General features: G+C 59.3%; 32 protein-coding genes. 11 read left to right on the top strand and 21 right to left on the bottom strand.

The genetic code is table 11. From position 1 onward, the window contains the following. The first annotated feature begins 300 nt into the window (after positions 1–300). The 4 genes from ftsY (at position 301) to rpoH (ending at position 4497) form a co-directional block, all read left to right on the top strand. Positions 301–1842: a signal recognition particle-docking protein FtsY gene (gene ftsY / locus ACA079_RS30580; RefSeq protein ID WP_497701949.1), complete on the top strand. Its 1542-nt coding sequence runs from the start codon at positions 301–303 to the stop codon at positions 1840–1842. Beyond that, positions 1839–2510 (top strand): cell division ATP-binding protein FtsE, encoded by a 672-nt coding sequence (ftsE, locus tag ACA079_RS30575; RefSeq protein WP_008152655.1) that lies wholly within the window; start codon positions 1839–1841, stop codon positions 2508–2510. Before ftsY ends, ftsE begins: the two co-directional genes overlap by 4 nt. Next, a complete protein-coding gene (ftsX, locus tag ACA079_RS30570) occupies positions 2507–3529 on the top strand; it encodes a permease-like cell division protein FtsX (protein ID WP_008152652.1) in 1023 nt (340 codons plus the stop codon). The genes ftsE and ftsX overlap by 4 nt, the downstream gene beginning before the upstream one ends. 113 nt (positions 3530–3642) lie before the next feature. Continuing rightward, entirely contained in the window at positions 3643–4497 is an 855-nt protein-coding gene (gene rpoH / locus ACA079_RS30565; protein ID WP_007897890.1) for an RNA polymerase sigma factor RpoH, read from the top strand. 208 nt (positions 4498–4705) lie between these two features. On the opposite strand, the gene mtgA is transcribed toward rpoH, so the two are convergent. After that, positions 4706–5428 carry a monofunctional biosynthetic peptidoglycan transglycosylase gene (gene mtgA, locus ACA079_RS30560; protein WP_497701948.1) on the bottom strand — a complete coding sequence of 241 codons (723 nt, stop codon included), beginning with the start codon at positions 5426–5428 and terminating at the stop codon, positions 4706–4708. Positions 5429–5502: 74 nt separating this feature from the next. Here mtgA and ACA079_RS30555 point away from each other — a divergent pair, with 74 nt between their 5' ends. Further along, positions 5503–5874 (top strand): DUF423 domain-containing protein, encoded by a 372-nt coding sequence (locus ACA079_RS30555; protein ID WP_497701947.1) that lies wholly within the window; start codon positions 5503–5505, stop codon positions 5872–5874. A gap of 50 nt (positions 5875–5924) precedes the next feature. Here ACA079_RS30555 and ACA079_RS30550 read toward each other — a convergent pair whose 3' ends face one another. Beyond that, positions 5925–7916, bottom strand: coding sequence for an acyltransferase family protein (locus ACA079_RS30550; RefSeq protein WP_497701946.1), 1992 nt, complete (start codon positions 7914–7916; stop codon positions 5925–5927). 244 nt (positions 7917–8160) lie between these two features. On the opposite strand from ACA079_RS30550, the gene thiS reads away from it, so the two are divergent. Genes thiS through trmB form a run of 3 tightly spaced genes read left to right on the top strand, consistent with a single transcriptional unit; the run spans position 8161 to position 9951 of the window. Further along, the gene (thiS, locus tag ACA079_RS30545; RefSeq protein ID WP_007897898.1) at positions 8161–8361 is read left to right on the top strand and encodes a sulfur carrier protein ThiS; all 201 of its coding nucleotides are present in this window, start codon (positions 8161–8163) and stop codon (positions 8359–8361) included. 60 nt (positions 8362–8421) lie between these two features. Further along, complete coding sequence (locus ACA079_RS30540) at positions 8422–9216, top strand: thiazole synthase (protein ID WP_008068101.1); 795 nt, start codon at positions 8422–8424, stop codon at positions 9214–9216. Between the two features lie 9 nt (positions 9217–9225). Beyond that, the gene (trmB, locus tag ACA079_RS30535; protein WP_497701945.1) at positions 9226–9951 is read left to right on the top strand and encodes a tRNA (guanosine(46)-N7)-methyltransferase TrmB; all 726 of its coding nucleotides are present in this window, start codon (positions 9226–9228) and stop codon (positions 9949–9951) included. Positions 9952–10019: 68 nt separating this feature from the next. On the opposite strand, the gene ACA079_RS30530 is transcribed toward trmB, so the two are convergent. The 3 genes from ACA079_RS30530 to ACA079_RS30520 all read right to left on the bottom strand — a co-directional run bounded on the left by ACA079_RS30530 (position 10020) and on the right by ACA079_RS30520 (position 12757). Next, the gene (locus ACA079_RS30530; RefSeq protein ID WP_497701944.1) at positions 10020–10619 is read right to left on the bottom strand and encodes a LysE family translocator; all 600 of its coding nucleotides are present in this window, start codon (positions 10617–10619) and stop codon (positions 10020–10022) included. A 21-nt stretch (positions 10620–10640) separates the two neighbouring features. Continuing rightward, positions 10641–11873: a serine hydroxymethyltransferase gene (gene glyA, locus ACA079_RS30525; protein WP_497701943.1), complete on the bottom strand. Its 1233-nt coding sequence runs from the start codon at positions 11871–11873 to the stop codon at positions 10641–10643. Between the two features lie 68 nt (positions 11874–11941). Then, positions 11942–12757 carry a HalD/BesD family halogenase gene (locus tag ACA079_RS30520; RefSeq protein WP_497701942.1) on the bottom strand — a complete coding sequence of 272 codons (816 nt, stop codon included), beginning with the start codon at positions 12755–12757 and terminating at the stop codon, positions 11942–11944. Between the two features lie 169 nt (positions 12758–12926). Between ACA079_RS30520 and ACA079_RS30515 the strand changes: the two genes are divergently transcribed. Then, entirely contained in the window at positions 12927–13379 is a 453-nt protein-coding gene (locus ACA079_RS30515; protein WP_497701941.1) for an Lrp/AsnC family transcriptional regulator, read from the top strand. Here the strand turns inward: ACA079_RS30515 and ACA079_RS30510 are convergent. From ACA079_RS30510 to ACA079_RS30465, 10 genes are all read right to left on the bottom strand, one after another. After that, a complete protein-coding gene (locus ACA079_RS30510) occupies positions 13376–13699 on the bottom strand; it encodes a DUF3392 domain-containing protein (protein WP_046045220.1) in 324 nt (107 codons plus the stop codon). The two genes, ACA079_RS30515 and ACA079_RS30510, sit on opposite strands and share 4 nt — an antisense overlap. A 22-nt stretch (positions 13700–13721) precedes the next feature. Then, positions 13722–14927: a radical SAM family heme chaperone HemW gene (gene hemW / locus ACA079_RS30505; RefSeq protein ID WP_497701940.1), complete on the bottom strand. Its 1206-nt coding sequence runs from the start codon at positions 14925–14927 to the stop codon at positions 13722–13724. Then, the gene (gene rdgB / locus ACA079_RS30500; protein ID WP_033060482.1) at positions 14924–15520 is read right to left on the bottom strand and encodes an RdgB/HAM1 family non-canonical purine NTP pyrophosphatase; all 597 of its coding nucleotides are present in this window, start codon (positions 15518–15520) and stop codon (positions 14924–14926) included. The genes hemW and rdgB overlap by 4 nt, the downstream gene beginning before the upstream one ends. Continuing rightward, positions 15517–15951 (bottom strand): DUF4426 domain-containing protein, encoded by a 435-nt coding sequence (locus ACA079_RS30495; protein ID WP_497701939.1) that lies wholly within the window; start codon positions 15949–15951, stop codon positions 15517–15519. The genes rdgB and ACA079_RS30495 overlap by 4 nt, the downstream gene beginning before the upstream one ends. Positions 15952–15977: 26 nt before the next feature. Further along, positions 15978–16598, bottom strand: coding sequence for a methionine biosynthesis protein MetW (gene metW, locus ACA079_RS30490; RefSeq protein ID WP_497701938.1), 621 nt, complete (start codon positions 16596–16598; stop codon positions 15978–15980). 7 nt (positions 16599–16605) lie between these two features. Next, positions 16606–17745 carry a homoserine O-succinyltransferase MetX gene (metX, locus tag ACA079_RS30485; protein WP_415758752.1) on the bottom strand — a complete coding sequence of 380 codons (1140 nt, stop codon included), beginning with the start codon at positions 17743–17745 and terminating at the stop codon, positions 16606–16608. A 182-nt stretch (positions 17746–17927) separates the two neighbouring features. After that, complete coding sequence (locus tag ACA079_RS30480; RefSeq protein ID WP_076029425.1) at positions 17928–18224, bottom strand: DUF167 domain-containing protein; 297 nt, start codon at positions 18222–18224, stop codon at positions 17928–17930. Between the two features lie 4 nt (positions 18225–18228). Continuing rightward, positions 18229–18819 carry a YggT family protein gene (locus ACA079_RS30475; RefSeq protein WP_095127081.1) on the bottom strand — a complete coding sequence of 197 codons (591 nt, stop codon included), beginning with the start codon at positions 18817–18819 and terminating at the stop codon, positions 18229–18231. 10 nt (positions 18820–18829) lie between these two features. Continuing rightward, entirely contained in the window at positions 18830–19648 is an 819-nt protein-coding gene (gene proC / locus ACA079_RS30470) for a pyrroline-5-carboxylate reductase (protein ID WP_497701937.1), read from the bottom strand. Positions 19649–19683: 35 nt separating this feature from the next. Continuing rightward, on the bottom strand, positions 19684–20370 hold the full coding sequence (locus tag ACA079_RS30465; RefSeq protein ID WP_497701936.1) for a YggS family pyridoxal phosphate-dependent enzyme: 687 nt from the start codon (positions 20368–20370) through the stop codon (positions 19684–19686). Between the two features lie 55 nt (positions 20371–20425). Between ACA079_RS30465 and ACA079_RS30460 the strand changes: the two genes are divergently transcribed. Then, complete coding sequence (locus ACA079_RS30460) at positions 20426–21460, top strand: type IV pilus twitching motility protein PilT (RefSeq protein ID WP_497701935.1); 1035 nt, start codon at positions 20426–20428, stop codon at positions 21458–21460. Between the two features lie 102 nt (positions 21461–21562). Here ACA079_RS30460 and ACA079_RS30455 read toward each other — a convergent pair whose 3' ends face one another. Then, entirely contained in the window at positions 21563–22180 is a 618-nt protein-coding gene (locus ACA079_RS30455; RefSeq protein WP_497701934.1) for a C40 family peptidase, read from the bottom strand. 249 nt (positions 22181–22429) lie between these two features. Here ACA079_RS30455 and ACA079_RS30450 point away from each other — a divergent pair, with 249 nt between their 5' ends. Beyond that, positions 22430–22849: an NINE protein gene (locus tag ACA079_RS30450; RefSeq protein WP_497701933.1), complete on the top strand. Its 420-nt coding sequence runs from the start codon at positions 22430–22432 to the stop codon at positions 22847–22849. A gap of 85 nt (positions 22850–22934) precedes the next feature. Here ACA079_RS30450 and ACA079_RS30445 read toward each other — a convergent pair whose 3' ends face one another. The 5 genes from ACA079_RS30445 to ACA079_RS30425 form a co-directional block, all read right to left on the bottom strand. Then, a complete protein-coding gene (locus tag ACA079_RS30445; RefSeq protein WP_008152614.1) occupies positions 22935–24206 on the bottom strand; it encodes a dihydroorotase in 1272 nt (423 codons plus the stop codon). Next, positions 24203–25207, bottom strand: coding sequence for an aspartate carbamoyltransferase catalytic subunit (locus ACA079_RS30440; RefSeq protein ID WP_007897943.1), 1005 nt, complete (start codon positions 25205–25207; stop codon positions 24203–24205). Before ACA079_RS30440 ends, ACA079_RS30445 begins: the two co-directional genes overlap by 4 nt. A gap of 27 nt (positions 25208–25234) precedes the next feature. Continuing rightward, positions 25235–25738, bottom strand: a complete 504-nt coding sequence (pyrR, locus tag ACA079_RS30435) for a bifunctional pyr operon transcriptional regulator/uracil phosphoribosyltransferase PyrR (protein ID WP_033060467.1) — start codon at positions 25736–25738, stop codon at positions 25235–25237. Positions 25739–25822: 84 nt separating this feature from the next. Continuing rightward, positions 25823–26260, bottom strand: a complete 438-nt coding sequence (gene ruvX, locus ACA079_RS30430) for a Holliday junction resolvase RuvX (protein ID WP_005792259.1) — start codon at positions 26258–26260, stop codon at positions 25823–25825. Beyond that, a complete protein-coding gene (locus tag ACA079_RS30425; RefSeq protein ID WP_046045231.1) occupies positions 26260–26832 on the bottom strand; it encodes a YqgE/AlgH family protein in 573 nt (190 codons plus the stop codon). The genes ruvX and ACA079_RS30425 overlap by 1 nt, the downstream gene beginning before the upstream one ends. Positions 26833–26934: the final 102 nt, after the last annotated feature.

Genomic DNA, 26934 nt, shown 5'->3' with positions numbered 1-26934 from the left:
CGGGCGAGAGGGTGCTAGGATACTGATCCGTTTTACTGGCGGCCACGCCTATCAGGCCTTTGATCGGTCAGCAGGTTGTTTGGGTTTACGGCGGAAGCTTTGAGTTTGTCAGCTAAACTCTGCGTTTTCGCCGACGATGCCGTTCCAGTCCTTCGTATTAGTCGACCTTTGAGGTGCTGATTGCACCTCGACAAAATGTTGCGCGTGAACAAGCTGGGTCAATCGCAGTCTGTTCTGCATCGAATATTTATTTGCCGAGGCGCCCTTTGGCGCGTCGCTACCGTGAGATAGCCGTCATCCATGTTTGGTTCCAACGACGACAAGAAAGCCCCAGCTGCGGCTGGTGAGAAGAAAAGCCTGTTCGGATGGCTGCGCAAAAAGCCGCAGGAACCCGTCGTCGAACAGCCACAGCCACTTCCTGAGCCCACGCCTGCGCCGGTAATAGAAGAAGAGCCCGCGCCGGTTGTCCTGCCGATCGCCGAGCCGGTGCTGCAACCGGTCGCCGAGCCTGAGCCTGATGTCGTCGCCGAAGTCGTGGCCCAGGTGCCGCTCACGCCCGTTGCCGAGCCATGGCTGACGTTGCCAGTGGCGGAAGAGCCGGTGGCATTGGTCGTAGATGAGCTGGCACCGCACGTTACACCACCCATTCCAGCCCCGACTGCCTTTGCTCCTGAGCCCGTTCAAGCGCCAGTGGTTGAGCCGGTTGTCGCGCCAGTGGTGGTGGCCGAGCCTGAACCGGTTGTTCCAGAGCCTGTGGTGCCCGCATTCGTTGCCCCGGTTGCCCCGGTTGCCCCGGTTGCTCCGGTTGTTCAAGCGCCGGCACCGGTCGTCGCTCCCGTCGCTCCCGTTATCGCCGCACCTGTCGTTCCCGTCGAAGCACCTGCCGAGCCCGCGCGTACCGAAGAAACCAAAGCCGGTTTCTTCGCCCGCCTGAAACAAGGCTTGTCCAAGACCAGCGCCAGCATCGGCGAAGGCATGGCCAGCCTGTTCCTGGGCAAGAAAATCATCGATGACGAGCTGCTCGAAGATATCGAAACCCGCCTGCTGACCGCCGACGTTGGCGTTGAGGCGACGTCGGTGATCATTCAGCGTCTGACTCAGAAGGTCGCTCGCAAAGAACTGGCCGATGCCGATGCGCTGTACAAATCCCTGCAAGCGGAACTGGCGGCGATGCTCAAACCCGTCGAGCAACCGCTGAAAATCACCTCGCAGACCAAGCCGTTTGTAATCCTGGTCGTCGGCGTCAATGGTGCCGGCAAGACCACCACCATCGGCAAACTGGCGAAGAAGCTGCAGCTCGAAGGCAAGAAAGTCATGCTCGCGGCCGGCGATACCTTCCGCGCCGCCGCCGTCGAGCAATTGCAGGTCTGGGGGGAGCGCAACAAGATCCCGGTCATCGCCCAGCACACCGGCGCCGACTCGGCTTCGGTTATCTTCGATGCCGTGCAAGCGGCCAAGGCCCGTGGCATCGACGTGCTGATCGCCGACACCGCCGGTCGTCTGCACACCAAAGACAATTTGATGGAAGAGCTGAAGAAGGTTCGCCGGGTCATCAGCAAACTCGACGCCGACGCGCCTCACGAGGTGCTGTTGGTACTCGATGCCGGTACGGGGCAGAACGCGATCAGCCAGGCCAAACAATTCAACCAGACCGTCGAACTGACCGGCCTGGCGCTGACCAAGCTCGACGGCACCGCCAAAGGTGGGGTGATTTTCGCCCTCGCCAAGCAGTTTGGCCTGCCGATTCGCTACATCGGCGTCGGTGAAGGCATCGATGATTTGCGTACTTTTGAAGCAGAACCCTTTGTCCAGGCACTGTTTGCCGAGCGGGAGCGTTCATGATTCGTTTCGAACAGGTCGGTAAGCGCTACCCGAACGGTCACGTCGGCTTGCATGAGCTGAGCTTTCGAGTCCGTCGGGGCGAGTTTTTGTTTGTGACCGGCCACTCTGGCGCTGGTAAAAGCACCTTGTTGCGCCTGCTGCTGGCGATGGAGCGCCCGACCACCGGCAAATTGCTGCTGGCCGGGCAAGACCTGAGCACCATCAGCAACGCGCAGATTCCTTACTTGCGCCGGCAGATCGGCGTGGTGTTCCAGAATCACCAGCTGCTGTTCGATCGCACGGTGTTCAACAACATCGCGCTGCCCTTGCAGATCCTTGGGCTGTCCAAGGCCGAGATCGCCAAGCGTGTGGATTCGGCCCTGGAGCGCGTAGCGCTGTCGGACAAAACCGATTTGTACCCCGGCGACCTGTCCACCGGTCAGCAACAGCGCGTCGGCATCGCCCGCGCCATCGTTCACCGCCCGGCCTTGCTGCTGGCGGACGAACCGACCGGTAACCTCGATCCACGTCTGGCGGCAGAAATCATGGGCGTGTTCGAAGACATCAACCGTCTGGGGACCAGCGTGCTGATTGCCAGTCACGACCTGGCGCTGATCGCCCGCATGCGCCACCGCATGCTGACCTTGCAACGCGGCCGATTGATCGGTGACGGGGAGGCCGGCGTATGAGTGCGACACGCAGCCCCAAGGTTTCCGAGCGCGTGGCCCCCAAAGCCGCCGATCAGCAGCCGCAGAAGAAAAAACGCGACGATGATGACGGCCCGGATTTCGCCACACTGTTTCGTGCCTGGGTCGAGAGTCATCGCGCCAGCTTGCTCGATAGCTTGCGTCGTTTGGGCAAGCAGCCAATCGGTAGCTTCTTCACCTGCATGGTGATGGCGGTTGCCCTGAGTTTGCCGATGGGCCTGTCACTTTTGCTAAGTAACGTCGAGCGTCTTGGCGGTTCCTGGCAGCGTGCGGCGCAGATTTCCCTGTATTTGCAAATCGAGGCCAGCCCTGCTGAGGGTGAGTCGTTGCGCGAGCAGATCAAAGGCATGCCTGGCGTGGCTGATGCTGAATATGTCGGCCGCGATCAGGCGCTGGAAGAGTTTCAGCAGCAGTCCGGTCTGGGCGAGGCGCTCAAGGAGCTGCCGGAAAACCCGCTACCAGGCGTGGTTCTGGTCACCCCGAACGAAGTCGACAAGCCCGCGCTTGAAGCATTACGACAAAAACTTTCCGAGCTGCCGAAGGTACAACAGGCGCAACTTGATCTAGTCTGGGTCGAGCGTCTGGCAGCCATCCTCAAGTTGGGCGACCGTTTTGTCTTCGGTCTGACCGTGCTTCTGGTTTCTGCATTACTTTTGGTGATAGGCAATACCATTCGTCTTCATATTGAAAACCGCCGCACAGAGATAGAAGTGATTAAACTCGTCGGCGGCACTGACAGCTATGTGCGCAGGCCCTTTCTGTATATGGGTGCGCTTTATGGCTTCGGTGCGGGGATTCTTTCCTGGGGCGTATTGGCGTTCGGCCTTGATTGGCTGAACGACGCGGTGGTTGGGCTGGCCGGTCTGTATGGCAGTGATTTTGCGCTGGCCGGAGTGCCAGTTGCCGACGGTCTGTCTCTCTTGCTTGGCGCGGTGCTGTTGGGGTATATCGGTGCATGGATTGCAGTCGCACGCCACCTGAGGGAGCTTGCGCCTAAGTAGTATCATTTTGCTCGTATTGACCTTTCAGCGTTTATGGGAACTTGTCTTTCGGTTTCCGGTCAATTTTCGCAGTGCTGAACTGCACGAGTTATGTAAGTCGGAGGTTTTTTCGTATGACCAATTCTTTGCAACCTGCATATGCTCTGGTCCCGGGTGCGAACCTGGAGGCCTATGTGCACACCGTGAACAGCATTCCATTGCTGACGCCGGAGCAGGAGCGTGAACTGGCCGAGAGTCTCTATTATGAGCAGGATTTGGGGGCGGCTCGGCAGATGGTGCTCGCCCACCTGCGTTTTGTTGTACATATCGCCCGTAGCTATTCCGGCTACGGTCTGGCTCAGGCTGACCTGATCCAGGAAGGCAACGTCGGCCTGATGAAGGCCGTGAAGCGCTTCAACCCGGAAATGGGTGTGCGTCTGGTTTCGTTCGCTGTGCACTGGATCAAGGCGGAAATTCACGAGTTCATCCTGCGCAACTGGCGCATTGTGAAAGTCGCGACCACCAAGGCCCAGCGCAAGCTGTTCTTCAACCTGCGCAGCCAGAAGAAGCGTCTGGCGTGGCTGAATAACGAGGAAGTCCACCGTGTGGCGGAAAGCCTCGGTGTAGAGCCTCGGGAAGTGCGTGAGATGGAAAGTCGCCTGACCGGCCATGACATGGCCTTCGACCCGGCCGCGGAAGCGGACGACGACAGTGCTTTCCAATCGCCGGCCAACTACCTGGAAGACCACCGGTACGACCCGGCCCGTCAACTGGAAGATGCTGACTGGAGCGACAACTCCAATCACAACCTGCACGAAGCGCTTGAAGTGCTGGACGACCGCAGCCGTGACATCCTCTACCAGCGCTGGCTGGCAGAAGAAAAAGCCACGCTGCACGACCTGGCGCAAAAGTACAACGTGTCGGCCGAGCGTATTCGTCAGCTCGAGAAGAGCGCGATGAACAAGCTTAAGTTGTCGATTGCCGCCTAACCGCAGCTCCGGCATAAAAAAACGCCCCGATCATTGATCGGGGCGTTTTTGTTTGTGCCCAGTTTTTCCTGAATCACCTGGCCCCTGTGGGAGCGAGCTTGCTCGCGATAGCGTCGGATCAGTCGCTATAAATGTTGAATGATCTACCGCTATCGCGAGCAAGCTCGCTCCCACAGGGAAACTTCAGTGATCAGGAAATCGTGATCAGCTACTGAGCCCACGGTGCGCGGCGTGAATCGTTGATGCCAACCAGATAGCTATCGCCCCCCAACTGACTCATCTGCTGCCGAATCCACCCGGCGCGCCTTGCGACATAGTTGGTCGGATGACTCGCACTCCAAACCCGCGGGTTCGGCAATACGGCGGCCAGCAGGCTCGATTGCTGGCGACTCAAACCTTTAGCGCTCACACCGAAATGATGCCGAGCCGCCGCTTCAGCGCCAAACACACCGTCATCCCACTCGACACTGTTGAGGTACACCTCAAGAATTCGCTGCTTGGGCCAGAACACTTCGATCAGCCCGGTAAACCAGGCTTCCAGGCCTTTGCGTAGCCAGCTGCGGCCGGACCACAGAAACACATTCTTCGAGACCTGCTGGCTCAGGGTGCTGGCGCCGCGAATCGTTCCACCGAGCTCGTTGTGGGCCAGTGCGGCCTGGATCGCACCAAAGTCAAAACCCCAATGCTCCGGGAATTTCTGATCCTCGCCGGCAATCACCGCGACTTTCAGGTCGTCAGAGATTTCATCCCAGGGTTTCCAGGTGCGCTGGAGATCGATGGGCTCGCCGTCGAACCAGGATTCGACCTTGCGCTCGACCATCAACGCCGTTCCCGGTGGCGGTACCACGCGAAAGATCAGCACCAGCAATACGCTGCCACCCGCGAACCAGAGCAGGGCCTTCATGAATCGTCGCAAAAATAAACGCAGCATAGAGATGGCTTGGCCGAACCCGTTGAGCGAGCCATTATACAGACCCTGTGGATCGAGTCTGACTGGAGTTCTTCATGCTGCGTGGCTTTCTGATGCTGGCCGCTTTTTTCGGCTTCACCGGCGTTGCCCTTGGCGCGTTCGCCGCCCATGGCTTGAAAAGCCGCCTGACGCCCGAGTACCTGGCGATTTTCCACACCGGCGTCACCTATCAACTGGTGCACACCTTGGCGTTGTTGGGTGTCGCACTGCTGGCCACGCAGATTCCCGGTCGCCTGATCACGTGGGCGGGTGCATCGTTTGTCGTCGGCATCCTGCTGTTTTCCGGCAGTCTTTACCTGTTGACCATGACCGGCGTCAGCAAGCTTGGGATCATCACCCCCTTCGGCGGCTTGGCATTCCTGATCGGCTGGCTCTGCCTCGGCTTCGCCGCTTGGCGCTTGAGTTAAGTTGACGGCGCGCATTTGTGATCATGCAGCCACGTGAGTTTTTAGCGAAATCAACCCGCGTTTTTCAAGGCGTTCAGCAGTGCCTGCGTGAAAGCCGGCGCAAGGATGCGGTTGCCATGTCCGCTGAGGTGATCGCCGTCGCGGAACAGCGGTTTATCGTCGTCAAAGGCTGAACAGGTTCGGCCCGGGCACAACAGCGGTAGCGGGTCCCAGACCTGAAGCATCGGATATAGGCGGGTCAACCGGTCGATCAGCGCCATTTGCGGCGCGCGTAGCTGCTCAAGTTGGTCGCGCTCCATGGTGAACCCGGGGGCGCAGATCGGGTTCATCCGGTTGAACCAGTCCGAACAGCGATAGGGTGGGGCTTTGAATAGAGGCTTGGGAGCATCGATCAGCACTTGCAGTCTGGCGGTCATCAGGCGCGTCAGCACCGCTTCGGCGGAGGCTTGGGCGCCTTCAATCTGCTGCAGTGTGAATTCAGAAAGCACTTCGTTGACGACTTCCTGTTCTCCACGTGCCCACTCTCGCCCTGCCATCTCTGGCATTCGCAACGAAGCGAGGAAGACGATATCTCCCGGGTTTGCCTGCGCTTCAATATTGCGCAGGGCTCTTTCCCGGGCTTGAGTGCACGCACCTTGCGGGTCTGGTGCAATAAGGCTGACCACCGCGCAGCCGCCGCGCTCATATTCCACGACCTTGATACCCAGTTGTTGCGATGCGAGGCTTAACATCGTGCGGTAGGCGGCTGCGTGTGAATCGCCAATTACAAACAGCTGACGCCCTTGCCATTGCAAGTCCTCGAGCGGTTCGCTGGTCGCGCGTTGCGGCAACCGTCTGGAGAACCAGGTATAGGTATCGCTGGTTTTGCTCAGCGACAGCGCCTCGGGATTCTCGGACACCCACCGCGCACCTGACCAGGACAGGCCGGTCGCCGCCAGGCACGAGGCGATCGTGATCCAGGCCCTGCGTTGCAGGAGCCAATTGCCGGTGCGCATCGGTGTCTCAACTGCGTGGTAAGAGAACGCAGCGAGTGCGGTGATGATGACAGGGTAGGCCAATTGTACGGCGAGTTGCTCCAGGCCGGTGGTCCAGCGCAGGAACACCAGGACTGGCCAGTGCCAGAGATACAACGAGTAGGACAGTCGGCCGATATAGGTCGCGGGGGACGATTGCAGCAGGCGCAGGGGTAGGGAAGGTGTGTCGGTTTTCTGTGCCAGGGCGGTGATGACCAGCAAGGTGCCGCAAACAGTGACGAGTGCCCAAGGGAAGGGGAAATGGTTTTCGTCGGCAAGGAGCAGTGCGCCGATGATCAAGGTGAGTCCGCCGAGAAGCATGGCTCGGGGTGCGGCAGCCGAATACAGGGTGAAGCGGCCTGTGCTGATCGACTGGTAAAGGATTGCCCCTGCGGCCAGCTCCCAGAATCGGCTGGGCAACAGATAGAACGCTTTGAGCGGATCGGCCTGTGTCTGAATAGCGCTGAACGCCAGTGAGATCAGCGCCAGGAAGGGCAGGAGCGCCCAGATGAAGTTGTTGCGTTCCTTGTAGCGCAACCAGACGAAGTAGATAAGCGGGAATATCAGGTAGAACTGCTCTTCTACGGCGAGGGTCCAGGTGTGGGTATAGGGGTTGAGCAGGGTGGAAGGCGAGAAATAGGTGTCGGAGGCCCAGGCCAGTACGAAGTTGCTCATGCCAAAGAAAGCGGCCAGGCCGGTACGGTCATTCTGCATGCTGAGCCAGGCCTGCGGCACGAACATCGCCGAGACCAGGCTGCATACCAGTAGAACCAACAGCAATGCCGGGACAATTCGCAAGAGTCTGCGGCGATAAAAGTCTGCGAGATACTCTCCGAATCCCCTGTTGGCGCGAGCGGAAAGCGATTGGCTGATGACGTAGCCTGAGATCACGAAGAAGATGTCGACGCCGGTAAAACCGCCGGGCAGAACGTTCAGGAAGTCGGCGTGAAAGATGATCACGCTCAGGACCGCGACAGCGCGCAGGCCGTCGATAGCGGGGATGTTCGTTGTCGAGTTGACGCTGGACACAGGCCCTCCGTGGGAGCGTCAACAATGTTGGTGCGGCGTCGGCGCGTGATGGCGAATATAGAAGGTTCGGGTACGGGTTGGACTGTTCGGTTTGTTACAAGGCTAGTCCGTGCCCTTTGCCGGTGCGGTGAGCGCCGCCTGGCGGTTGAGCTGACCGGGTGGTCCATTTCATGACGAATGGCTTGGGTCGCCAAGACTGATCGGGCTAGAATGCCAGCCCCTAAAAATGATGGCGGCATTCGGCATGCGCATTCAGTTGAACGGCGAATCCCTTGAACTGCCCGACGGTGAAACCGTTGCGGCCCTGCTGACCCGTCTGGAACTGACCGGACGCCGGGTGGCGGTCGAACTCAATCTGGATATCGTCCCGCGCAGCCAACACGCAGAAACCACGCTGAACGACGGCGATTCGGTCGAAGTGGTACACGCTATCGGCGGCGGCTAGTCGTCCGGCCCTTAAGGGCACAGAATTCTGCAAGAACCTCACCCCTACAGAGGATTTCCCATGAGCATCGTTCGTAGCGACAAGCCTTTCGTCCTGGCCGGTCGTACTTACCAGTCGCGTTTGCTGGTAGGTACTGGCAAATACCGCGACATGGAAGAAACCCGCCTGGCTATCGAAGCCTCGGGTGCCGAGATCGTCACCTTCGCCGTGCGCCGCACCAACCTCGGCCAGAACCCGGGCGAACCGAACCTGCTCGAAGTCCTGTCGCCGGATCGCTACACCTTCCTGCCGAACACCGCCGGTTGCTTCGACGCTACCGAGGCTGTGCGCACCTGCCGCCTGGCCCGTGAGCTGCTCGGTGGCCACAACCTGGTGAAGCTGGAAGTGCTGGCGGACCAGAAAACCCTGTTCCCCAACGTGATCGAAACCCTCAAGGCCGCCGAAGTGCTGGTGAAGGAAGGCTTCGACGTGATGGTTTACACCAGCGATGACCCGATCATCGCCCGTCAACTGGCGGAAATTGGCGTTATCGCGGTGATGCCGCTGGCCGGTCTGATCGGCACGGGCCTGGGGATCTGCAACCCGTACAACCTGCAGATCATCCTCGAAGAAGCCAAGATCCCGGTGTTGGTGGATGCCGGTGTCGGTACTGCCTCCGACGCCACCATCGCCATGGAACTGGGTTGCGAAGCGGTGCTGATGAACTCGGCCATCGCCCATGCCCAGCAGCCGATCATGATGGCTGAAGCCATGAAACACGCCATCGTCGCGGGCCGCCTGGCCTACCTCGCGGGCCGCATGCCGAAAAAACTCTATGCCAGCGCCTCCTCGCCGCTGGATGGTCTGATCAAGTAAGAGCCATTGATGACTGAATCAAACGAAACGCCTATCCAGCCGGAAGAAGGCGACGAGCGCCAACACCGCCGCATCAAGAGTTTCGTGATGCGCGCCGGGCGCATGACCGAAGGCCAGCAACGCGGTCTAGACCAAGGCACGCCACTGTTCGTGCTGCCGCTGGCCGATGCGCCGGTGGACTTCGACCAGGTGTTCGGTCGTTCGGCGCCGCGCTCGCTGGAAATCGGTTTTGGCATGGGCCATTCGCTGCTGGAAATGGCCGCTGCCTCGCCGGAGCAGGATTTCATTGGCGTGGAAGTGCACCGTCCGGGTGTTGGCGCGCTGCTCAATGGCGTGCTGACACAGGGCCTGACCAACCTGCGGGTCTACGATTGCGATGCGATCGAAGTGCTCAACCGCTGCGTGGCCGACAACAGCCTCGATCGCCTGATGCTGTTTTTCCCGGACCCATGGCACAAGAGTCGTCACCACAAGCGTCGTATCGTTCAGGCGTCTTTCGCTGAGCTGGTGCGCAGCAAGTTGAAGGTCGGCGGTGTGCTGCACATGGCCACCGACTGGGAACCGTACGCCGAGTACATGCTGGAAGTGATGAACGTTGCGCCGGGTTATCGCAACCTGGCCGAAGACGGCAAATGCGTCCCGCGCCCGGCCGAGCGCCCGATCACCAAGTTCGAACGCCGCGGCGAGCGTCTTGGGCATGGCGTGTGGGATTTGAAGTTCGAGAAACTGGCGTAATGTTCGGGAGCGGCTGGTCCGCTCCCTTATTTACCCTCGTACAACTCTGCGCTCGTACGGTTTCAAGCTCAAAGCACTAGCGACCAGGCAACGCTGGATACCATCAACACAGCAAAGCTGATGTTGAGTACTCGATTCCAGCCTGGTCGGATAAAAAACCGTCTTAAATGATTGCCGGAAAACAGCCAGACAAAGTCAAACGTAATACAGATTCCCAGACAGCTACCCACCTTGAACACCACATCCCATGGCTGTGGCAATCCCAGTGGAAATCCTCCCAACAGCGCCGCAAAGACTGCGTAAGCCTTTACGTTGGTAACGCCAATAATAAAACCGGTATTCCATTGCGGTGACGCAACTGTAGTTGCGTTGCTAATAGGTGGCGTTCGGGCTATCGACCAGGCCAGTAGCACAATGTAGGCGGCTGATATCAGGCCTAGACCTGTGGCGATGAAGGGGATTTTCTGGATCAGCAACAATATTCCAGACGCCACCGAGATAATTGCGATGGTCAGCCCTGTAATAATTCCCGCAAAGAACTTGAGCGATCGCTTCAATCCGAAAGCCGCCCCGCTGGCCGCCAATGCCATGGTCGCCGGGCCTGGACTGGCAAGTAACGCGGAGGCGGTTATCAGGAAGGAGAATGAAACCGTGGTCAACATACTCATGGCAATACCTTAAAGGATGCTTCAATGAGTGCCTGTGTCGTGACAGAAGTCCAGGGTGCGGAAGTCACTCATGAACTCGACTACATCTTGAGCAATCAAGAGGGGGCTGCGTGAATGTTGCAAGGTCTCGACGATTTTTTCTGCAATCCATGCCATGTGCTGCTCTTTCATTCCTAGTCTTGTAATTTCGGTGGTGCCCAGCCTTATGCCGTATTGGTTTTGATGTCGATATTTCGATGACCCAAAATCTAAAGGTGTTTTATTGCATATGATGTTGGCCGACTCCAGCAGCCGCACTTCATACGCGGCGCTATCGATGTAAGTGGGCAGGACGGCGATCTGATGAGTTGTGGTGTAATTTTGTTCCTGAAACAGAACATTCACGCCTCGCTCATATAACTCCCTCCCCAACTGTTGAGCATTTTTTACTACTTGCGACATGTAAATCTTGCCATATTCCAACATCTCCGTAGTGGCCACCGCCAATGCGGCGACACGGTTGATTTGGTGGCTGCCGGTCAACGTCGGGAAAAGGCTCCGATAAATCGCTTCACTCAACTTCTGATCATCCCAAACGATGATCCCACCCTGAGGGCCGCTGAATGTTTTACCCGAGGATCCAGTCATCAGGTCAGCCCCTTCTCTAAGGGGATCCTGGAACAGCCCGGCGGCAATCAGCCCTAGTTCATGCGCGGCATCGTAGTAAACCTTGCCGCCCCACGGCGAGACGATTTCCTTTATCTGTGCCAACGGTAACGGGAAAAGCGTCAGCGTCATCCCGATACCGATGACTTTTGGTTTGTAATACGTCGCTATCTGCTTGAACTGATCAATATCGATATCGTTTGATGAAGGGCAGAAAGGCAGGTCGATGATTTCCAGACCTCTAACGCCCGGCGGTCCGTTGCTTCTGTGGCTGGAGTCCCCACCGTGTAGCAGCGGCACAGTCATAACGCAGTCGCCCGGCGATGCCAGAGCGGTGTAAGCGGTCATGACACCGGCCATCCCGCTCATTAAACGATGGTCGGCGTATTGGCAGCGGAAGGCTTTTTTCAACAGTTCTATGCAGAGTGATTCAACTTCATCGATGACGGCCATGCCGGTAAAAAACCGACTGTTGCGGCCGATATGCCCGCCTGAGGCTCGGGTTCCGATTTCACTCGCCAACAGGCTCCTCGCCGCGAGGCTTGATGGCGCCTCGGCTGCAACCAGGTTGATGCACTGTTGGGCGCGCCAGCGTTCATTGCGGCTCACGGCATCTCTTACCAGGTCCGCCATCGCCCGGGGCGAGCCGGCACTGTCCAATAACCGTGCAGCGTTATTCAAGCATTGTGGGTCATGCATAAGGGGCTCACTATTTCAGAGGCCTGAGGTTTATTTGTCGGTTCGTGCAGTCCAGCGTCTTTGTCTTCCCACCATCGATCATTACCGGACAGCGGTTTATCGATCAGTTGTTGGTCAGCCCAGGTCATATTCAAAATGATGCGGGTGAGGTCTTCAGTGAGCGGGATGGTTCTGTGCAGTGTGGTGTCGGTACGAAGAAAGTAGATATCTCCGGTGTTGAACCCATAGGTGTGAATCGGCTGGCTACAGAGTATTTCGTTTATTCGTGCATTGGCTTTGTCCCAATGAGTATGAGGGACGCACTGAAGCATGCCGCCGCAAGCAATCGGCGGTGTCTCGATAATCCAGATGAGTGCGAAACTGTAGTCACCCCAGTGCCAACCGTGCGTATCGCCTTTCTTTTCTTGCCGGGTGATCAGGAACTCTTCATCGGTTGAAACCTGAGGAATGACTTCTGTACCCGCAATACGCGACAGCAGTCCGAGCAAATGGGGCGAGCGTGAAAGCTTGTAGATAAGCCCGTTTTGCCGGGCGATCCATTCACTGCGTACAACGCTCATATGCCTTGGGCTATTGTCGGTAGTAGACAGTATCAAGTCTCGACGCTCTGCTTGTTGATCAAGCAGTATCAGGACTTCCTTTCTGATAAGCGCTTTAAGTTCTGTGTCGGCAATGTCATTAAGTCTGATAAAGCCGTCTCTGGCGAAAGTGTTTCTTAGTGTAAATACACGCTGTTCCGAAAACAGGTTTGAAAGGTAACAGGCAAACAGGTTCTCGTTGGGTTCAAGTTTCATGTTGATACCTCGTCATCTGCTTCTGTGTTTTATGTAGTCCTTTTCTATAACACTGCGTGGCGGTTTGTTGAGTGTATGAGTTGAGCCGTCGACGTGCTATGAGTTTGATTGGCATGCGACAAGATTAACGAGTGCACCTTCATAGACCTGTTTTCAAGAGGCCATTAGTTTGAAAAACCTTATTAAAAAAGAGTCGGTGCTTGACCCACTCGACAAGACCATCATCACGGTGCTGAACGGTAATGCCAGGCTGTCGGTAAAGGCATTGAGCCGGCAGGTCGGCCTGTCTGCACCCAGTTGCGGGGAGCGACTCAGGCATCTGGAGAAAACGGCTATCAAGGGTTACTGCGTTGATGTCGATCCCGAGGTGGTCGGTTATCGGTTGCAGATGATTGTTCGAATGCGCTCCAATCCCGGTCAGATGCCAACGGTGGAGCAACTGCTGAGGGAGACGGGGGAGTGCGTCACCTTTTACAAGGTGACGGGGGATGACGACTTTGTTTGCGTGATGTATTTGCGCTCAGTCGACCATTTGGACGAACTGCTGAGCCGCTTTGCACCGATAGCAGCAACTCATACGTCATTGATCAAAGCGATGGAGCGCAAGTTGCCGCCGCTTTAGCGGCGGTCGGCGACGACGCCAATCAACACCAGCACCACCAACAACACCGGCGCCAGGCTGTAGTTGTTGAACTGGCTCAGGCCTTTGATGATCCACGGCGTGGCGTAAATCAGCGCGACGCCGCTGCCGATCATGCACAGCAGGGCCATCAGCGGGACGCGCAAGGCGCCGGCGATGCTGCCCAGGCGTTGGTCGACCCAGCCTTTGATATCGGCGCCAAACAACACCAGCAGGCAGCCCACCAGTGCCAGAGCGATTTCAGACAGATTGCTTCGGCTCCAGCGGGACGCGGTGGCGAGCAGGTCGAGTATCAAATCCATTCGTTTTCCCTTAAGGCTGAAATCAGCTCAGAAATGTCTGCAGCAAGTCATTGAGAAACAGTTGTCCGCGTTCGGTGGCCGCCAGACGTGACGGTTCGACCTGCAACAAGCCACTTTGTTCGGCGACCCGGCGGCCTTCGGCGAGGCTTTCCAGGCTCATCCCGGTGCGTTCCGGGTACAGTCGCGATTCCACGCCCTCGGTCAGGCGCAAGGCGTTCATCAGGAACTCGAACGGCATTTCTTCATTGGTCAGGGCTTTCTCCCCAGCCTTGAAGCTTTTGGCCGGGTTGAGGTAGTCCTTCGGCAACCGGGTCTTCCAGGTACGGACGATGCGCCCGTCCGGGTGGCTGAGCTTGCCGTGAGCCCCGGCGCCAATGCCGATGAAGTCGCCGAAACTCCAGTAATTGAGGTTATGCCGCGCCGGCCGACCGGGCTGGGCATACGCCGAGACTTCGTATTGCGCGTAACCATGCTCGGCCAACAGCGCCTGACCGGCCTCCTGAATGTCCCACAACGTGTCGTCTTCCGGCAGTGTCGGCGGCTGGTTCCAGAACACCGTGTTCGGTTCCAGCGTCAGCTGATACCAGGACAAGTGGGTCGGCTTCAGGGCGATGGCCTGGCGCAGGTCATTCAGGGCGTCGTCCAGGGACTGATCGGGCAAACCGTGCATCAGGTCCAGATTGAAGTTGTCGAACCCGGCCTGACGGGCCATGCCGGCAGCACGTACCGCTTCGTCACCGTTGTGAATCCGCCCCAAAGCCTTGAGTTTCTCTTCCTGAAAGCTCTGGATGCCGATCGACAGGCGATTGATGCCCAACGCCCGGTAGGCGACGAACTTCTCTTGTTCGAACGTCCCGGGATTAGCTTCCAGGGTAATTTCGATGTCGCTGGCGAACGGAATGCGTTGCTCGACGCCTTTGAGCAAACGGCCCAGGGCTTCAGCGCTGAACAGGCTCGGCGTGCCGCCACCAAAGAAGATCGAACTCAGCTCACGGCCGTAAACCGCATGCAGATCCTGATCGAGGTCGGCCAGCAGCGCGTCCACATACTCTTCTTCCGGCAGCACCGGGCTGGCGGTGTGGGAATTGAAGTCGCAATAAGGGCATTTGCGCACACACCACGGGATGTGGATGTACAGCGCCAGGGGCGGCAGCACAGGCAGGGCGGCCCGAGGCGATTGGGCGGCGCCGCCGAAGATCAGCGGCGACGCGGATGATTCATGGGTCATATCAGGCCTAGACGCTGGCGCAGCAGATCCATTGCACGGGCGCGGTGGCTGATGAGGTTCTTTTCGTTCGGGCTTAGCTCGGCGCTGGAGCAATCGCGCGACGGCACCCAGAACAGCGGGTCGTAACCAAACCCATGTTCACCGCTGGCCTGGGTCAGGATGCGGCCGTGCCACAGACCTTCGCAGAGGATCGGCAGCGGATCGTCGGCGTGACGCACCAGCGCCAACACACAGACGAACTGAGCGCCACGCTCGGCTTCCGGCACGTCTTTCAAGGCATCGAGCAGTTTGGCGTTGTTCGCCGCATCGCCCTGACCGTCGGCGTAACGAGCCGAGTAGATTCCCGGCGCACCGCCGAGGAAATCCACGGCCAACCCTGAATCGTCGGCCAGCGCCGGCAAGCCGGAAATGCGCGCGGCATTACGGGCCTTGAGGATGGCGTTCTCGACGAACGACAGGCCGGTTTCTTCAGGCTCGACGCTGCTGAACTCGCCGATCGAGCGCAGTTGCACCGATTCGCCGAGCATGGCCTGAAGTTCCTTGAGTTTGCCGGCGTTGTGGCTGGCCAGTACGAGTTGCGTGAAGTTGATCATTCGCCGGGGAAGAGCTCTTGGTTGAAATTGATGGTGTTGATTTTATCGCCGTTCTGCACCTTGATGTCGAAGGTCCGGACTTCCTGCTGATCGACCGGGTACTGGGCGATGTAGTAAATCGCGCCTTGTTCCGTGATCTGTTTGAACTTCAACGGCACGGTCTGGCTGGTCAGGTCCTTCACCGATCCGCTGACGTCAGCGGTCAGTGGTTTGCCATCCTTGAGCACGGAGACGTTTATCACGCCCTGGTTCTTGCTGCGCGTCAGCCCGGCTGCTTTGGCGATATCCGGTGTCAGGAAGGTGGAGTTGAAGGTGTTGTAGTGCACCGTTACATCGCCAAAGGTTTCCTTGCGCTCGCCCTTGATGACATCGGCGGCCATGGCGGTGACGCTCAGGCAGGCAGTAAGTACAAACAGCGCTAGACGACCCATGATCGTTCTCCTCGAAGTGTCGTGACTCAGACCGCGACCTTGTGGTCTTGCAGCCCTGGGCTGCTGACGCGGTAAATACCGATCTCACCTAACAGATTAGGCCATAGCTTACTGGCCCACCCGTGTCGGTGTTGTTGATCCACGGCAAGCCGATCAATGACCCTGGCTTCACGTTCGCGACACAACGCTTCAAAGTCTGCGAAGGTGCAAAAGTGGATGTTCGGCGTGTTGTACCAGGTGTACGGCAGAAAATCGGACACTGGCATCCGGCCCTTGCTCGCCAGGTACCAGCGGCAGCGCCAATGACCGAAGTTGGGGAAGGTGATGATGCACTGGCGACCGACGCGCAGCATTTCGTCGAGGATCTTGTCCGGGTAGTGCACGGCTTGCAGCGCCTGGGTCATGACCACGACGTCGAAGCTGTTGCTGGCAAAGTTGCCGAGGCCCTTGTCCAGGTCCTGTTCAATCACGTTGATGCCCTTGGCCACGCACTCGGCGATGTTGTCCGGGTCGTTTTCCAGGCCATAGCCGGTCACTTGTTTGTTATCGCGCAGCCAGGTCAGCAATTCGCCATCGCCGCAACCGAGGTCGAGTACGCGGCTGCCGGCGGGGATCCATTCCTGGATGATTTCCAGATCAGCTCTCATGGCTTTCTCACAACGTAATGCGGTTCATGTAATTGCTGAATGCCTGCAAGTAGCGCGGGATCGGAATCAGGAAGGCGTCGTGGCCTTGCGGAGCATCGATCTCCAGGTAGCAGACGTCTTTCTTGGCCGCCATCAGCGCGTCCACCAGTTCCCGCGAGCGGGCAGGGGAGAAGCGCCAGTCGGTGGTGAAGGACATCACGCAGAACTTGGCCTGGGCGTTGGCGAAGGTTTTCGCCAGGTCATCGTCGAAGTTCGCCGCCGGATCGAAGTAGTCCAGCGCCTTGGTCATCAGCAGGTACGTGTTGGCGTCGAAACGCCCGGAGAACTCTTCGCCTTGATAACGCAGGTAGCTTTCGACCTGGAACTCGACGCTGTGGAAGTCGTAGTTGAGCTTTTCGCTCTTCAGGCCACGACCGAATTTCTCACCCATCGAGTCATCGGACAGGTACGTGATGTGCCCGACCATCCGCGCCAGCATCAAGCCACGCTTGGGGATCACGCCCGCTTCCTGGAACGAACCGCCGTGGAATTCAGGGTCGGTGAGGATTGCCTGGCGCGCCACTTCGTTGAACGCGATGTTCTGTGCCGACAGCTTGGGGGCCGAGGCGATGGCCAGGCAGTGGCGAATGCGATCCGGGTACGTGATGCTCCACTGCATCGCCTGCATGCCACCGAGGCTACCGCCGATCACGGCGGCCCATTGGCCGATGCCGAGCAGGTCAGCCAGGCGCGCCTGGCTGTGAACCCAGTCTTCCACGGTCAGCACCGGGAAGTCGGCGCCGAACGGCTTGCCGGTTTCCGGGTTGGTGCTGCTCGGGCCGGTAGAGCCGTTGCAACCGCCGAGGTTGTTCAGGCTGACCACGAAGAATTTGTTGGTGTCGATCGGCTTGCCAGGCCCGATGCAGCTGTCCCACCAACCGGGTTTGCGGTCGTCGGGGCTGTGGAAACCGGCAGCGTGATGGTGACCGGACAGGGCGTGGCAGATCAGCACGGCGTTGCTCGCCGCGGCATTCAGCGTGCCGTAGGTTTCGTAGATCAGGTCATAAGCTGGGAGCGAACGGCCGCAGGCCAAGGCCAGGGGTTCACTGAAGTGCGCCACTTGCGGCGTCACCAGACCAACAGAATCGGGGGGGAAGGCAGCTGGCATCGACCCTGCTCTCGTTGAAATGAGGCGTAAGTCTAAAGACCGCTGCCTTTAGCAGCAAGCAAAGGCCGGGCCTGATTTTTTCCCTGCAAGACCGAGGCGCGGCAATCGCGAGCAAGCTCGCTCCCACATTGGAATGCATTCCCCTGTGGGAGCGAGCTTGCTCGCGATGAACGATGACACGGTCAGCCTGCCGGGCGCGCAAGATCCGGCAAATCCGGCAGCTTCTTCGGCGAACAAATCCGCACCCGCTTCTGCCGATTCAACTCCCCACTAATCAAACTCACCTGACTCTTGGAAACCCCAAACGCCTTGGCCAGAAACGCCATCAAATACGCGTTGGCCTTGCCTTCAACCGGCGGCGCCGTCAGGCGGATCTTCAATCGATCACCATGCAGCCCGCAGAAATCATCGCTGCGGGCCGCCGGTTGCAGGTGACATTCCAGAATCAGGTCATCACCGTCCCAGCGAAAGTAGCTCACCGGGTCAGATCAGCAGACGCAGGATTTCCGGCATCATCGTCATGGCGGCGAGGTTGTTGATCACCAGCATGTCGATCAGCTTGAGCGCCATGAACGCCAGGATCGGCGAGATATCCAGACCGCCAAGGTTGGGCAGGATCTTGCGGAATGGCGCAAGGGCCGGCTCGCAAATCTGGTTCACCAGCTCGGCGCCAGGGTTATGGCTGCCCGGTGCGACCCAGGACAGGATCACGCTGATGATCAGCGCAAAGAAGAAAATCTTCAGGAACAGCGCAGTCACGCCAATCAGCGACCAGATCAGCAATTGCAGCGGGTTGCCGATGGTGCCGTAAGTCAGCAGCAGGGTCAGGGCCATCAGCGCCAGTTGCACGAGGATCGCCAGTACCAGCGAGGACATGTCCAGGCCGAACATGCTCGGGATGATCCGGCGCAGTGGCTTGAGCAGCGGCTGGGTGGCTTTCACGGCGAACTGGCAGAGCGGGTTGTAGAAGTTTGCGCGTACCAGTTGCAGCACGAAGCGCAGCAGCACGATCAGCAGGTACAGGCTGCCGAGGGTTTGCAGTACGTAGACCGCTGCAGTGTTCAATCCAATCATGTAAGGCTCCTTATTGACCCAATTGTTCGGCCATCTCGGCCGAGCGGTGCGCAGCGGCGCCGAGTGCTTTTTCTACCAGGGCTTCGAAGCCGCCGGCCTGGAACGACTTGATCGCCGCTTCCGTCGTGCCCGCAGGCGACGTCACGCGGCGACGCAGTTCCGCAGCGTCGACGTCACTGGCCACGGCCATGTGAGCAGCGCCCAAAGCGGTTTGCAGGGTCAGTTGTGCAGCGATGTCTGCTGGCAGACCGAGCTTCACGCCGGCGGCGGTCATGGCTTCGATCAGCAGGAAGAAGTACGCAGGGCCCGAGCCGGAGACGGCGGTGACCGCGTCCAGTTGCTGCTCTTCATTCAGCCACAGGGCAATGCCGACGGCGGACAGCAGTTCTTGCGCCTGTTTGCGTTGCTCGGTGTTCACTTCAGCCGTGGCGAACAAACCGCTCACGCCCTGACGCAGCAGCGCCGGGGTGTTGGGCATGCAACGCACGATCGGTTGGGCGCCGAGCCAGTTGTTCATGCTGGAGCAGGTGATGCCGGCTGCAATCGAGACCACCAGTTGATTCGGCTTGAGGCTTGGGCGAAGCGCTTCGCAGACGGCTTTCATCGCTTGAGGTTTGACCGCCAGTACGACGACTTCGGCGCCCTGGATGGCGTCGGCGTTGTCGGCGAACACGTCGATACCGTGTTCAGCGTTCACGCGAGCACGGGTTTCAGCGCCCGGATCGCTGGCGCGGATCTGCGCGGCGTCCAGACCTTTGGCGCGCAGCCCGCCGATCAGGCTGGCGGCCATGTTGCCGGCACCGATAAAGGCAATACGTGTCTTGCTCATGTCAGGTCCTTATAAAGAGAGGAGTCAGCCATTTTTCAAGGCTGACCATAGTCGCGGGCGCCAAACAGGGCCGTACCAATACGTACCCAAGTAGCGCCTTGGGCGATGGCCGACTCGAGGTCGTGGCTCATGCCCATGGAAAGTGTGTCGAGCGGCAGGTTCAGGCTGGCTTGCAGGCGCTGCACGGCAGCAAAAGCGGCATCCTGGGCGGCGCGATCATCGGTCGGCTCAGGGATCGCCATCAATCCACGCAGCTTGATGCGCGGCAGTTCGCTGATGGCATTGGCCAGGGCCGGAAGATCAGCCGGGGTGCAGCCGGACTTGCTGGCTTCACCGCTGACGTTGACCTGGATGCAGATGTTCAGTGGAGGTAACTCGGCAGGACGTTGTTCGGACAGGCGTTGTGCGATTTTCAAACGATCCACGGAATGCACCCAGGCGAAGTGCTCGGCGATAGCGCGAGTCTTGTTCGATTGAATGGGGCCGATGAAGTGCCAGATCAAGGGCAGGTCGGCCAATTCGAGCTGTTTGCTCAGGGCTTCCTGCAGGTAGTTCTCGCCAAAGTCGCGCAGCCCCGCGGCATATGCTTCGCGCAGGGCTTCGGCGGGCTTGGTCTTGCTCACAGCCAGCAGCTGGACGCTGTCTTCGTCGCGCTTTGCGGCGACGGCAGCGGCGTGGATGCGTGAACTAACCTGAGCGATGTTGTCTGCTATCGTGGACATCAAGAGGCGCCGGCGGCTGAAGGTTCGCGGCATTCTACTGGAATTGAGGAACGCTATGGATATCACTGAGCTGCTGGCTTTCAGCGCGAAACAGGGCGCGTCCGACTTGCATCTGTCCGCCGGCCTGCCACCGATGATTCGGGTCGACGGCGATGTGCGGCGCATCAACCTGCCAGCCCTGGACCACAAACAGGTGCAGGCGCTGATCTACGACATCATGAACGACACGCAGCGGGTGGACTTCGAGAAGCACCTGGAGACCGACTTCTCCTTCGACGTGCCCGGCGTGGCGCGTTTTCGGGTTAACGCGTTCAACCACAATCGTGGTGCTGGCGCGGTGTTCCGGACCATTCCGTCCAAGGTCCTGAGCATGGACGACCTCGGTATGGGGGAAGTGTTTCGCAAGATTACCGAAGCGCCGCGGGGGCTGGTGCTGGTGACCGGGCCGACCGGTTCCGGCAAATCCACCACCTTGGCGGCGATGATCGATCACCTGAACACCCATCGTCATCACCACATCCTCACCATCGAAGACCCGATCGAGTTCGTCCACGAGTCGCGCAAATGCTTGATCAACCAGCGTGAAGTCCATCGTGATACGCGCAGCTTCGCCACGGCTCTGCGCTCGGCCCTGCGGGAGGATCCGGACGTGATTCTGGTGGGGGAGATGCGGGATCTCGAAACCATTCGCCTGGCGTTGACCGCCGCCGAAACCGGTCACCTGGTGTTTGGCACGCTGCACACGACATCGGCGGCGAAAACCATCGATCGGGTGGTGGACGTGTTTCCGGGGGACGAGAAGTCGATGGTCCGTTCGATGCTGTCCGAGTCGTTACTGGCGGTGGTGTCGCAGACGCTGGTCAAGAAGATCGGCGGCGGGCGGATCGCGGCCCACGAAATCATGCTCGGCACGTCAGCGATCCGTAACCTGATCCGCGAAGACAAGGTGGCGCAGATGTACTCGTCGATTCAGACCGGGGGAAACCTGGGGATGCAGACGCTGGATATGTGCTTGAAGGAGCTGGTGAACAAGGGCTTGATCAGCCGCGAGCATGCGCGGGAGAAGGCGCGCACGCCGGATGGTTTTTGAGGCTTAAAGCAAAAGATCGCAGCCTGCGGCAGCTCCTACAGGGAAATGCATCGTCCCGTGTAGGAGCTGCCGCAGGCTGCGATCTTTTGATCTTGCTTCAAATCAGCGCTGAACAACCTGCAGGGTGTTCTTCTCTTTCGGCATAACCCGCTTGGCAACCACGTAGTGGCTTTCCCAGTAGGGTTTCTTCAGCGTGTCGATGCTCACCGACTTGCCACGACGTGGTGCGTGGATGAAGCGGTCGTTGCCCAGATAGATGGCAACGTGATTGACCCGACGGCTCTTGATGTTGAAGAAAATCAGGTCGCCAGGCTTCAGATCCTTGCGATCGACTTTCTCCCCATGACCGCTGGCCATGGCGTTAGAGGTGCGCGGCAGGTCAAACGTGGCGTCGTTGAACGCGTATTTCACCAGGCCACTGCAGTCGAACCCTTTACTTGGGCTGCTGCCGCCCCAACGGTACGGAGTACCCAGGACGTTTACGGCGCGGCTCAGCACGTTGCTGCTTTCCTTGCTCGCCATCGGCGGTACAAGGCTTTTGCTGCTGCTCAACTGGGGAGCGCGTTTTACGGATTGTTTGTTTTTGCTCGAAGGAGCAGAAACGTGGGATTTTTGGGTGTAACCATTAACGTTAGGAAGACGTTGCTCACGATTGGTGGCGTGGGCGGCCAGTGGCATCAAAAGGCAAATGGTTAGCCATGTCTTGAAAAATGGACGCATTAGGCAAGGCTCATATAAGTTAGCGCGCAACTTTATAACAGCTTTTTTGCCCCTTCCGAGGCCGTTGGTCGATTCAACTTTCGGACAACGGAACCAAATAAGCAGAAAATTGACGCAATTGTCGGACACAAGTCAGGTGCTATAAGGGTTTGACGGGACACAAGGTAGCAGATGCCATACGTCGGCCACCTGTAAAAAAGTCACAAAGAATTCAAGAATATTTATCTATCGTGTGAAACGAGGACCTTCATGAACACCTATCAACAGTCCGATCCGCAACAAGACACGCACAGCAAAGTGATCGGTTACCTGCTGTGGATTTTCGGTTTTACCGGCGCTCACCGCTTCTATTACGGCAAGCCGGTGACCGGGACGATCTGGTTCTTCACCTTCGGTTTGATGGGTATCGGTTGGCTGATCGACCTGTTTCTGATCCCGGCAATGGATCGTGAAGCGGACCTGCGTTTTACCGCTGGGCCTATCGAGTACAACGTGGCGTGGATTCTGCTGACGTTTCTTGGGGTGTTTGGCGTGCACCGGATGTATCAGGGGAAGTGGATCAGCGGATTGCTGTACCTGGTGACGGGCGGGTTGTTCTTTCTGGGGGTGCTGTATGACTTCTGGACGCTGAATGATCAGGTGTCGATTCGCAATGCGCAGAACCGATAACAGCAAAGATCAAAAGATCGCAGGCTTCGCCAGCTCCTACAGGGAAATGCAGTAGGAGCTGCCGCAGGCTGCGATCTTTTCGGTCTTAAGCCTGGTGGCTAATGCGTCCATCCACCAGGGTGTAACGCACCACGCCCGGCAGGCTGTGGCCAATGAACGGGCAGTTTTCACCTTTGGACAGCCAGGTCTCACCGGCCACGGTCGAAGCCGCCGGATCGAACAGCACGATGTCCGCCGGTCCACCTACCGCCAGTTTGCCCGCCGGCAGGCGCAATGCCTCAGCCGGGCCGGTACTCAAACGCGCCAACAGCGTCGGCAGATCCAGCAAACCATCCTCCACCAGCGTCATCGCCAACGGCAGCAGCAGTTCAACGCTGCTGATGCCCGGCTCGGTGGCCCCGAACGGCGCTAGTTTGGCATCCCGCTCGTGGGGTTGGTGATGACTGGAGATGGCTGAGACCACACCCGATTTCACAGCTTCGCGCAGGCCATCGCGGTCGGCGCGGGTGCGCAGCGGCGGCTGGACGTGATAGAGGCTGCTGAAGTCGATCAGCGCTTCGTCGGTCAGGATCAGCTGATACAGGGCGACATCGGCCGTTACCGGCAGGCCGCGAGCCTGGGCCTGAGCGATCAGGGCCACGCCACGAGCGCTGGTGAGCTGGCTGAAGTGCGCGCGCACGCCACTTTGCTCTACCAGCAGCAGATCCCGCGCGAGCGCCACGGTTTCGGCGGTTTCGGGAATACCCGGCAAACCGAGGAAGCTGGCGGTCGGGCCTTCGTGGGCCAGGCCACCTTCGGCCAGGTCATGGTCCTGAGAGTTGAAAATCACTGTCAGGTCGAATGTTGCGGCGTATTCCAGCGCCCGGCACAGCGTGCGGGTGTTGCGGAAGCTGTCCAGGCCGTTGCCGAAGGCCACGCAACCGGCATCGCGCAAGGCGACCAGTTCGGCCAGCTGTTCGCCGTCCAGGCCTTTGCTCAGGGCGCCGATCGGGAAAACCTTGGTGTTGCCGGCCTCGCGGGCACGGTCGAGGATCAGTTCGGCCACGGCCGAGGTGTCCAGCACCGGTTTGGTTTTCGGCGGGCAGCACAGGCTGGTGACGCCACCGGCCGCGGCGGCGCGGGTTTCGCTGACGATTGAACCTTTACGGCTGTAGCCCGGCTCGCGCAGGGCGACGTTCAGGTCAACCAGCCCAGGGGCGGCGACCAGACCTTTGGCGTCGAGGGTATCGACGGCGACAAAGCCGGCCGGCGCGGCGCCAAGGGCAATAATCTTGCAGGCTTCAATATGGATATCGGTAACTTGATCCAGGCCGCTGGCCGGATCGATGACGCGGGCGCCGAGAATGCTGAGCTTCACTGGGCGTTCTCCTGCTCGAATTGGCGCTGGGCAGTCTGCCCGCTCATGGCCATGGACAGCACGGCCATACGAATCGCGATGCCGTAGGTGACTTGATTGAGGATGACCGAGTGCGGGCCATCGGCCACCGCCGACTCAATTTCCACGCCGCGGTTGATCGGTCCTGGGTGCATGACGATGCAATCCGGTTTGGCGCCGGCCAGGCGCGCGGTGGTCAGGCCGAACAGGCGGTAGAACTCACCTTCGCTCGGCAGCAGGCCACCGGTCATGCGCTCACGCTGCAGGCGCAGCATGATCACCACGTCGACGTCTTTCAGGCCTTCGGTCATGTCGGTGTAGACCTTCACACCGTATTGCTCGATGCCGATCGGCAGCAGGGTTTTCGGCGCGATCACGCGGATGTCCGGGCAGCCGAGGGTTTTCAGCGCGAGCATGTTCGAGCGCGCCACCCGCGAGTGCAGGATGTCGCCGACGATGGCTACGGAAAGGTTTTCGAAGCCGCCCTTGTGCCGACGGATGGTGAGCATGTCGAGCATGCCTTGGGTCGGGTGGGCGTGACGGCCGTCGCCGCCGTTGATGATCGCCACTTGCGGGCAGACATGTTCGGCGATGAAGTGCGCCGCGCCGGAATCACCGTGGCGCACGACGAACATGTCGGCGGCCATGGCTTCCAGGTTGCGCAGGGTGTCGAGCAGGGTTTCGCCCTTGCTCGCCGACGACGTGGACACATTCAGGGTGATCACGTCCGCCGACAGCCGCTGGGCGGCCAGTTCGAAGGTGGTGCGGGTGCGGGTGGAGTTCTCGAAGAACACATTGCACACGGTCTTGCCGCGCAGCAACGGGACTTTCTTCACCGCCCGGGCGCCGACTTCGAGGAACGAGTCGGCGGTGTCGAGGATTTCCGTCAGCAGCTCGCGGCGCAAACCGTCGAGCGAGAGGAAGTGGCGCAGCTGGCCCTGATCATTGAGCTGCAGCGGGCGCTTGGTTTCTAGAGGCGTCATCGCGAGGGGGACTCTCAATAGGGCGAATTAAAGGGCGAGGTCTTGCAGTTCGAGCTTGAGTTCCGGACCGGACAGTTTCACCCGTTCGTGGGCTGCCAGCGACAGGGTCGCGCCGACCACATTCGGGCGGATCGGCAGCTCGCCGGCGTCCAGGTCCAGCAGGCACACCAATGTCACGCTGGCCGGGCGGCCGTAGTCGAACAGCTCATTGAGGGCGGCGCGGATGGTCCGGCCACTCATCAGTACGTCGTCGATCAGCACCAGGTGCTGGCCTTCGATCTCGAACGGCAGGGCGGACGGGCGCACTTGTGGGTGCAGGCCGTTCTGGCTGAAGTCGTCGCGGTAGAAGGAGACGTCCAGGGTGCCGAGGGGCGAGTCGCTGCCCAGTTCATCGAGCAACGCCTGGGCGACCCAGACACCACCGGTACGAATACCGATGTAGCGCGGTTCGCTGATGCCACGTTTGGCCAGATAGGCGTCAAGCCGGGTCGCCATCTGGCTGATCAGTTCAACGGGATTGGGCAGGCTCATGGTTGCTCCTTCTTGGGCCCGAGCCGGCTTCTGCTGGAGAGGTGGCTCGGGTTGTAGCTAAGTAGAGACGCTTGTTGCGGCTCTTCAGGATTCGAACAGTGCGGTATTTTCGTCGAGCCAGCCTTGCAGCAGCAGGGCGGCGGCGATGGCGTCCACCGGGTTGTCGCGGTAGCTGCCCTTTTGTCCGCCACGATCACGCCGTTCACCCTTCGCTTCGAAGGTGGTCAGGCGTTCATCGTGGGTATAGAAGGGCAGGTTGTAGCGGCCGTTGAGGCGGCGGGCGAATTTCTCGGCGCGCAGGCACATGTCGCTCGGCGTGCCGTCCATGTTCAAGGGCAGGCCCACCACCACGGCATCGGGTTTCCACTCTTTAATCAGGGCTTCGACCTGATTCCAGTCGGGAATACCGTTTTGTGCCTTCAAGGTGCACAGCTCGCGGGCCTGGCCGGTAATCACCTGGCCGACCGCAACGCCGATCTGTTTGGTGCCGTAGTCGAAACCCAAAATCAGGCGCAGGGCCATCAGGCGTGTCCCGCCTGGCTGGTCAGCAGGCTGAGATTGACGCCCAGGTGCTTGGCCGCTGCTTCCAGACGCAGTTCGCTGCTGGTGTTGAACAAAATATCGGCATCGAACGGGCAGGTCAGCCAGGCGTTCTGGGCCAGTTCGGCTTCCAGCTGCCCGGCTTCCCAGCCAGCGTATCCGAGGGCGATCAGGCTTTTCGCCGGACCGACGCCGTCGGCGATAGCGAACAACACGTCCTGAGAGGTCGACAGGGCCAGTTTCTCATCAAGCTCAACGGTGGCCTGATAACTCTGCCCCGAAGGGTGCAGAACAAAACCACGATCGGTCTGCACCGGGCCGCCGATGAAGATCGGCACATGCTGGCAGAGCACCGGCGGTTCGATGTCGGGGCGCAGTTGTTCGAGGATATCGGCCAGGTTGAGGTCTTGCGGACGATTGACCACCAGGCCCATGGCACCATTGGCCGTGTGCTCGACGATGTAGGTCAAGGTGTGCGCAAAGTTCGGGTCGACCATGTGAGGCATGGCGATCAGGAATTGATGCTTGAGGTAGCTGGGGCTGACGTTCTTCATGAGCGCTAGTGTGGCGTTGGAGGGGCGAACTGACAAGCTGGGGATGCGCAGGAAAATGCTGTCGCACGCCCCTGTAGCAGCTGGCGAAGCCTGCGTCCGACT

The sequence above is a fragment of the Pseudomonas sp. LBUM1645 genome (assembly GCF_059716185.1).
The sequence above is the reverse complement of the archived record's forward strand: the minus strand, read 5'-3'. Positions and strand labels throughout refer to the sequence as shown.

Bases quoted from the DNA above. Each gene is read 5' to 3' on its own strand.
- ftsY (WP_497701949.1), top strand. From the start codon at position 301: ATGTTTGGTTCCAACGACGACAAGAAAGCCCCAGCTGCGGCTGGTGAG.
- ftsE (WP_008152655.1), top strand. From the start codon at position 1,839: ATGATTCGTTTCGAACAGGTCGGTAAGCGCTACCCGAACGGTCACGTC.
- ftsX (WP_008152652.1), top strand. From the start codon at position 2,507: ATGAGTGCGACACGCAGCCCCAAGGTTTCCGAGCGCGTGGCCCCCAAA.
- rpoH (WP_007897890.1), top strand. From the start codon at position 3,643: ATGACCAATTCTTTGCAACCTGCATATGCTCTGGTCCCGGGTGCGAAC.
- mtgA (WP_497701948.1), bottom strand. From the start codon at position 5,428: ATGCTGCGTTTATTTTTGCGACGATTCATGAAGGCCCTGCTCTGGTTC.
- ACA079_RS30555 (WP_497701947.1), top strand. From the start codon at position 5,503: ATGCTGCGTGGCTTTCTGATGCTGGCCGCTTTTTTCGGCTTCACCGGC.
- thiS (WP_007897898.1), top strand. From the start codon at position 8,161: ATGCGCATTCAGTTGAACGGCGAATCCCTTGAACTGCCCGACGGTGAA.
- ACA079_RS30540 (WP_008068101.1), top strand. From the start codon at position 8,422: ATGAGCATCGTTCGTAGCGACAAGCCTTTCGTCCTGGCCGGTCGTACT.
- trmB (WP_497701945.1), top strand. From the start codon at position 9,226: ATGACTGAATCAAACGAAACGCCTATCCAGCCGGAAGAAGGCGACGAG.
- ACA079_RS30530 (WP_497701944.1), bottom strand. From the start codon at position 10,619: ATGAGTATGTTGACCACGGTTTCATTCTCCTTCCTGATAACCGCCTCC.
- ACA079_RS30520 (WP_497701942.1), bottom strand. From the start codon at position 12,757: ATGAAACTTGAACCCAACGAGAACCTGTTTGCCTGTTACCTTTCAAAC.
- ACA079_RS30510 (WP_046045220.1), bottom strand. From the start codon at position 13,699: ATGGATTTGATACTCGACCTGCTCGCCACCGCGTCCCGCTGGAGCCGA.
- hemW (WP_497701940.1), bottom strand. From the start codon at position 14,927: ATGACCCATGAATCATCCGCGTCGCCGCTGATCTTCGGCGGCGCCGCC.
- rdgB (WP_033060482.1), bottom strand. From the start codon at position 15,520: ATGATCAACTTCACGCAACTCGTACTGGCCAGCCACAACGCCGGCAAA.
- ACA079_RS30495 (WP_497701939.1), bottom strand. From the start codon at position 15,951: ATGGGTCGTCTAGCGCTGTTTGTACTTACTGCCTGCCTGAGCGTCACC.
- metW (WP_497701938.1), bottom strand. From the start codon at position 16,598: ATGAGAGCTGATCTGGAAATCATCCAGGAATGGATCCCCGCCGGCAGC.
- metX (WP_415758752.1), bottom strand. From the start codon at position 17,745: ATGCCAGCTGCCTTCCCCCCCGATTCTGTTGGTCTGGTGACGCCGCAA.
- ACA079_RS30475 (WP_095127081.1), bottom strand. From the start codon at position 18,819: ATGATTGGATTGAACACTGCAGCGGTCTACGTACTGCAAACCCTCGGC.
- proC (WP_497701937.1), bottom strand. From the start codon at position 19,648: ATGAGCAAGACACGTATTGCCTTTATCGGTGCCGGCAACATGGCCGCC.
- ACA079_RS30465 (WP_497701936.1), bottom strand. From the start codon at position 20,370: ATGTCCACGATAGCAGACAACATCGCTCAGGTTAGTTCACGCATCCAC.
- ACA079_RS30460 (WP_497701935.1), top strand. From the start codon at position 20,426: ATGGATATCACTGAGCTGCTGGCTTTCAGCGCGAAACAGGGCGCGTCC.
- ACA079_RS30455 (WP_497701934.1), bottom strand. From the start codon at position 22,180: ATGCGTCCATTTTTCAAGACATGGCTAACCATTTGCCTTTTGATGCCA.
- ACA079_RS30450 (WP_497701933.1), top strand. From the start codon at position 22,430: ATGAACACCTATCAACAGTCCGATCCGCAACAAGACACGCACAGCAAA.
- ACA079_RS30440 (WP_007897943.1), bottom strand. From the start codon at position 25,207: ATGACGCCTCTAGAAACCAAGCGCCCGCTGCAGCTCAATGATCAGGGC.
- pyrR (WP_033060467.1), bottom strand. From the start codon at position 25,738: ATGAGCCTGCCCAATCCCGTTGAACTGATCAGCCAGATGGCGACCCGG.
- ruvX (WP_005792259.1), bottom strand. From the start codon at position 26,260: ATGGCCCTGCGCCTGATTTTGGGTTTCGACTACGGCACCAAACAGATC.
- ACA079_RS30425 (WP_046045231.1), bottom strand. From the start codon at position 26,832: ATGAAGAACGTCAGCCCCAGCTACCTCAAGCATCAATTCCTGATCGCC.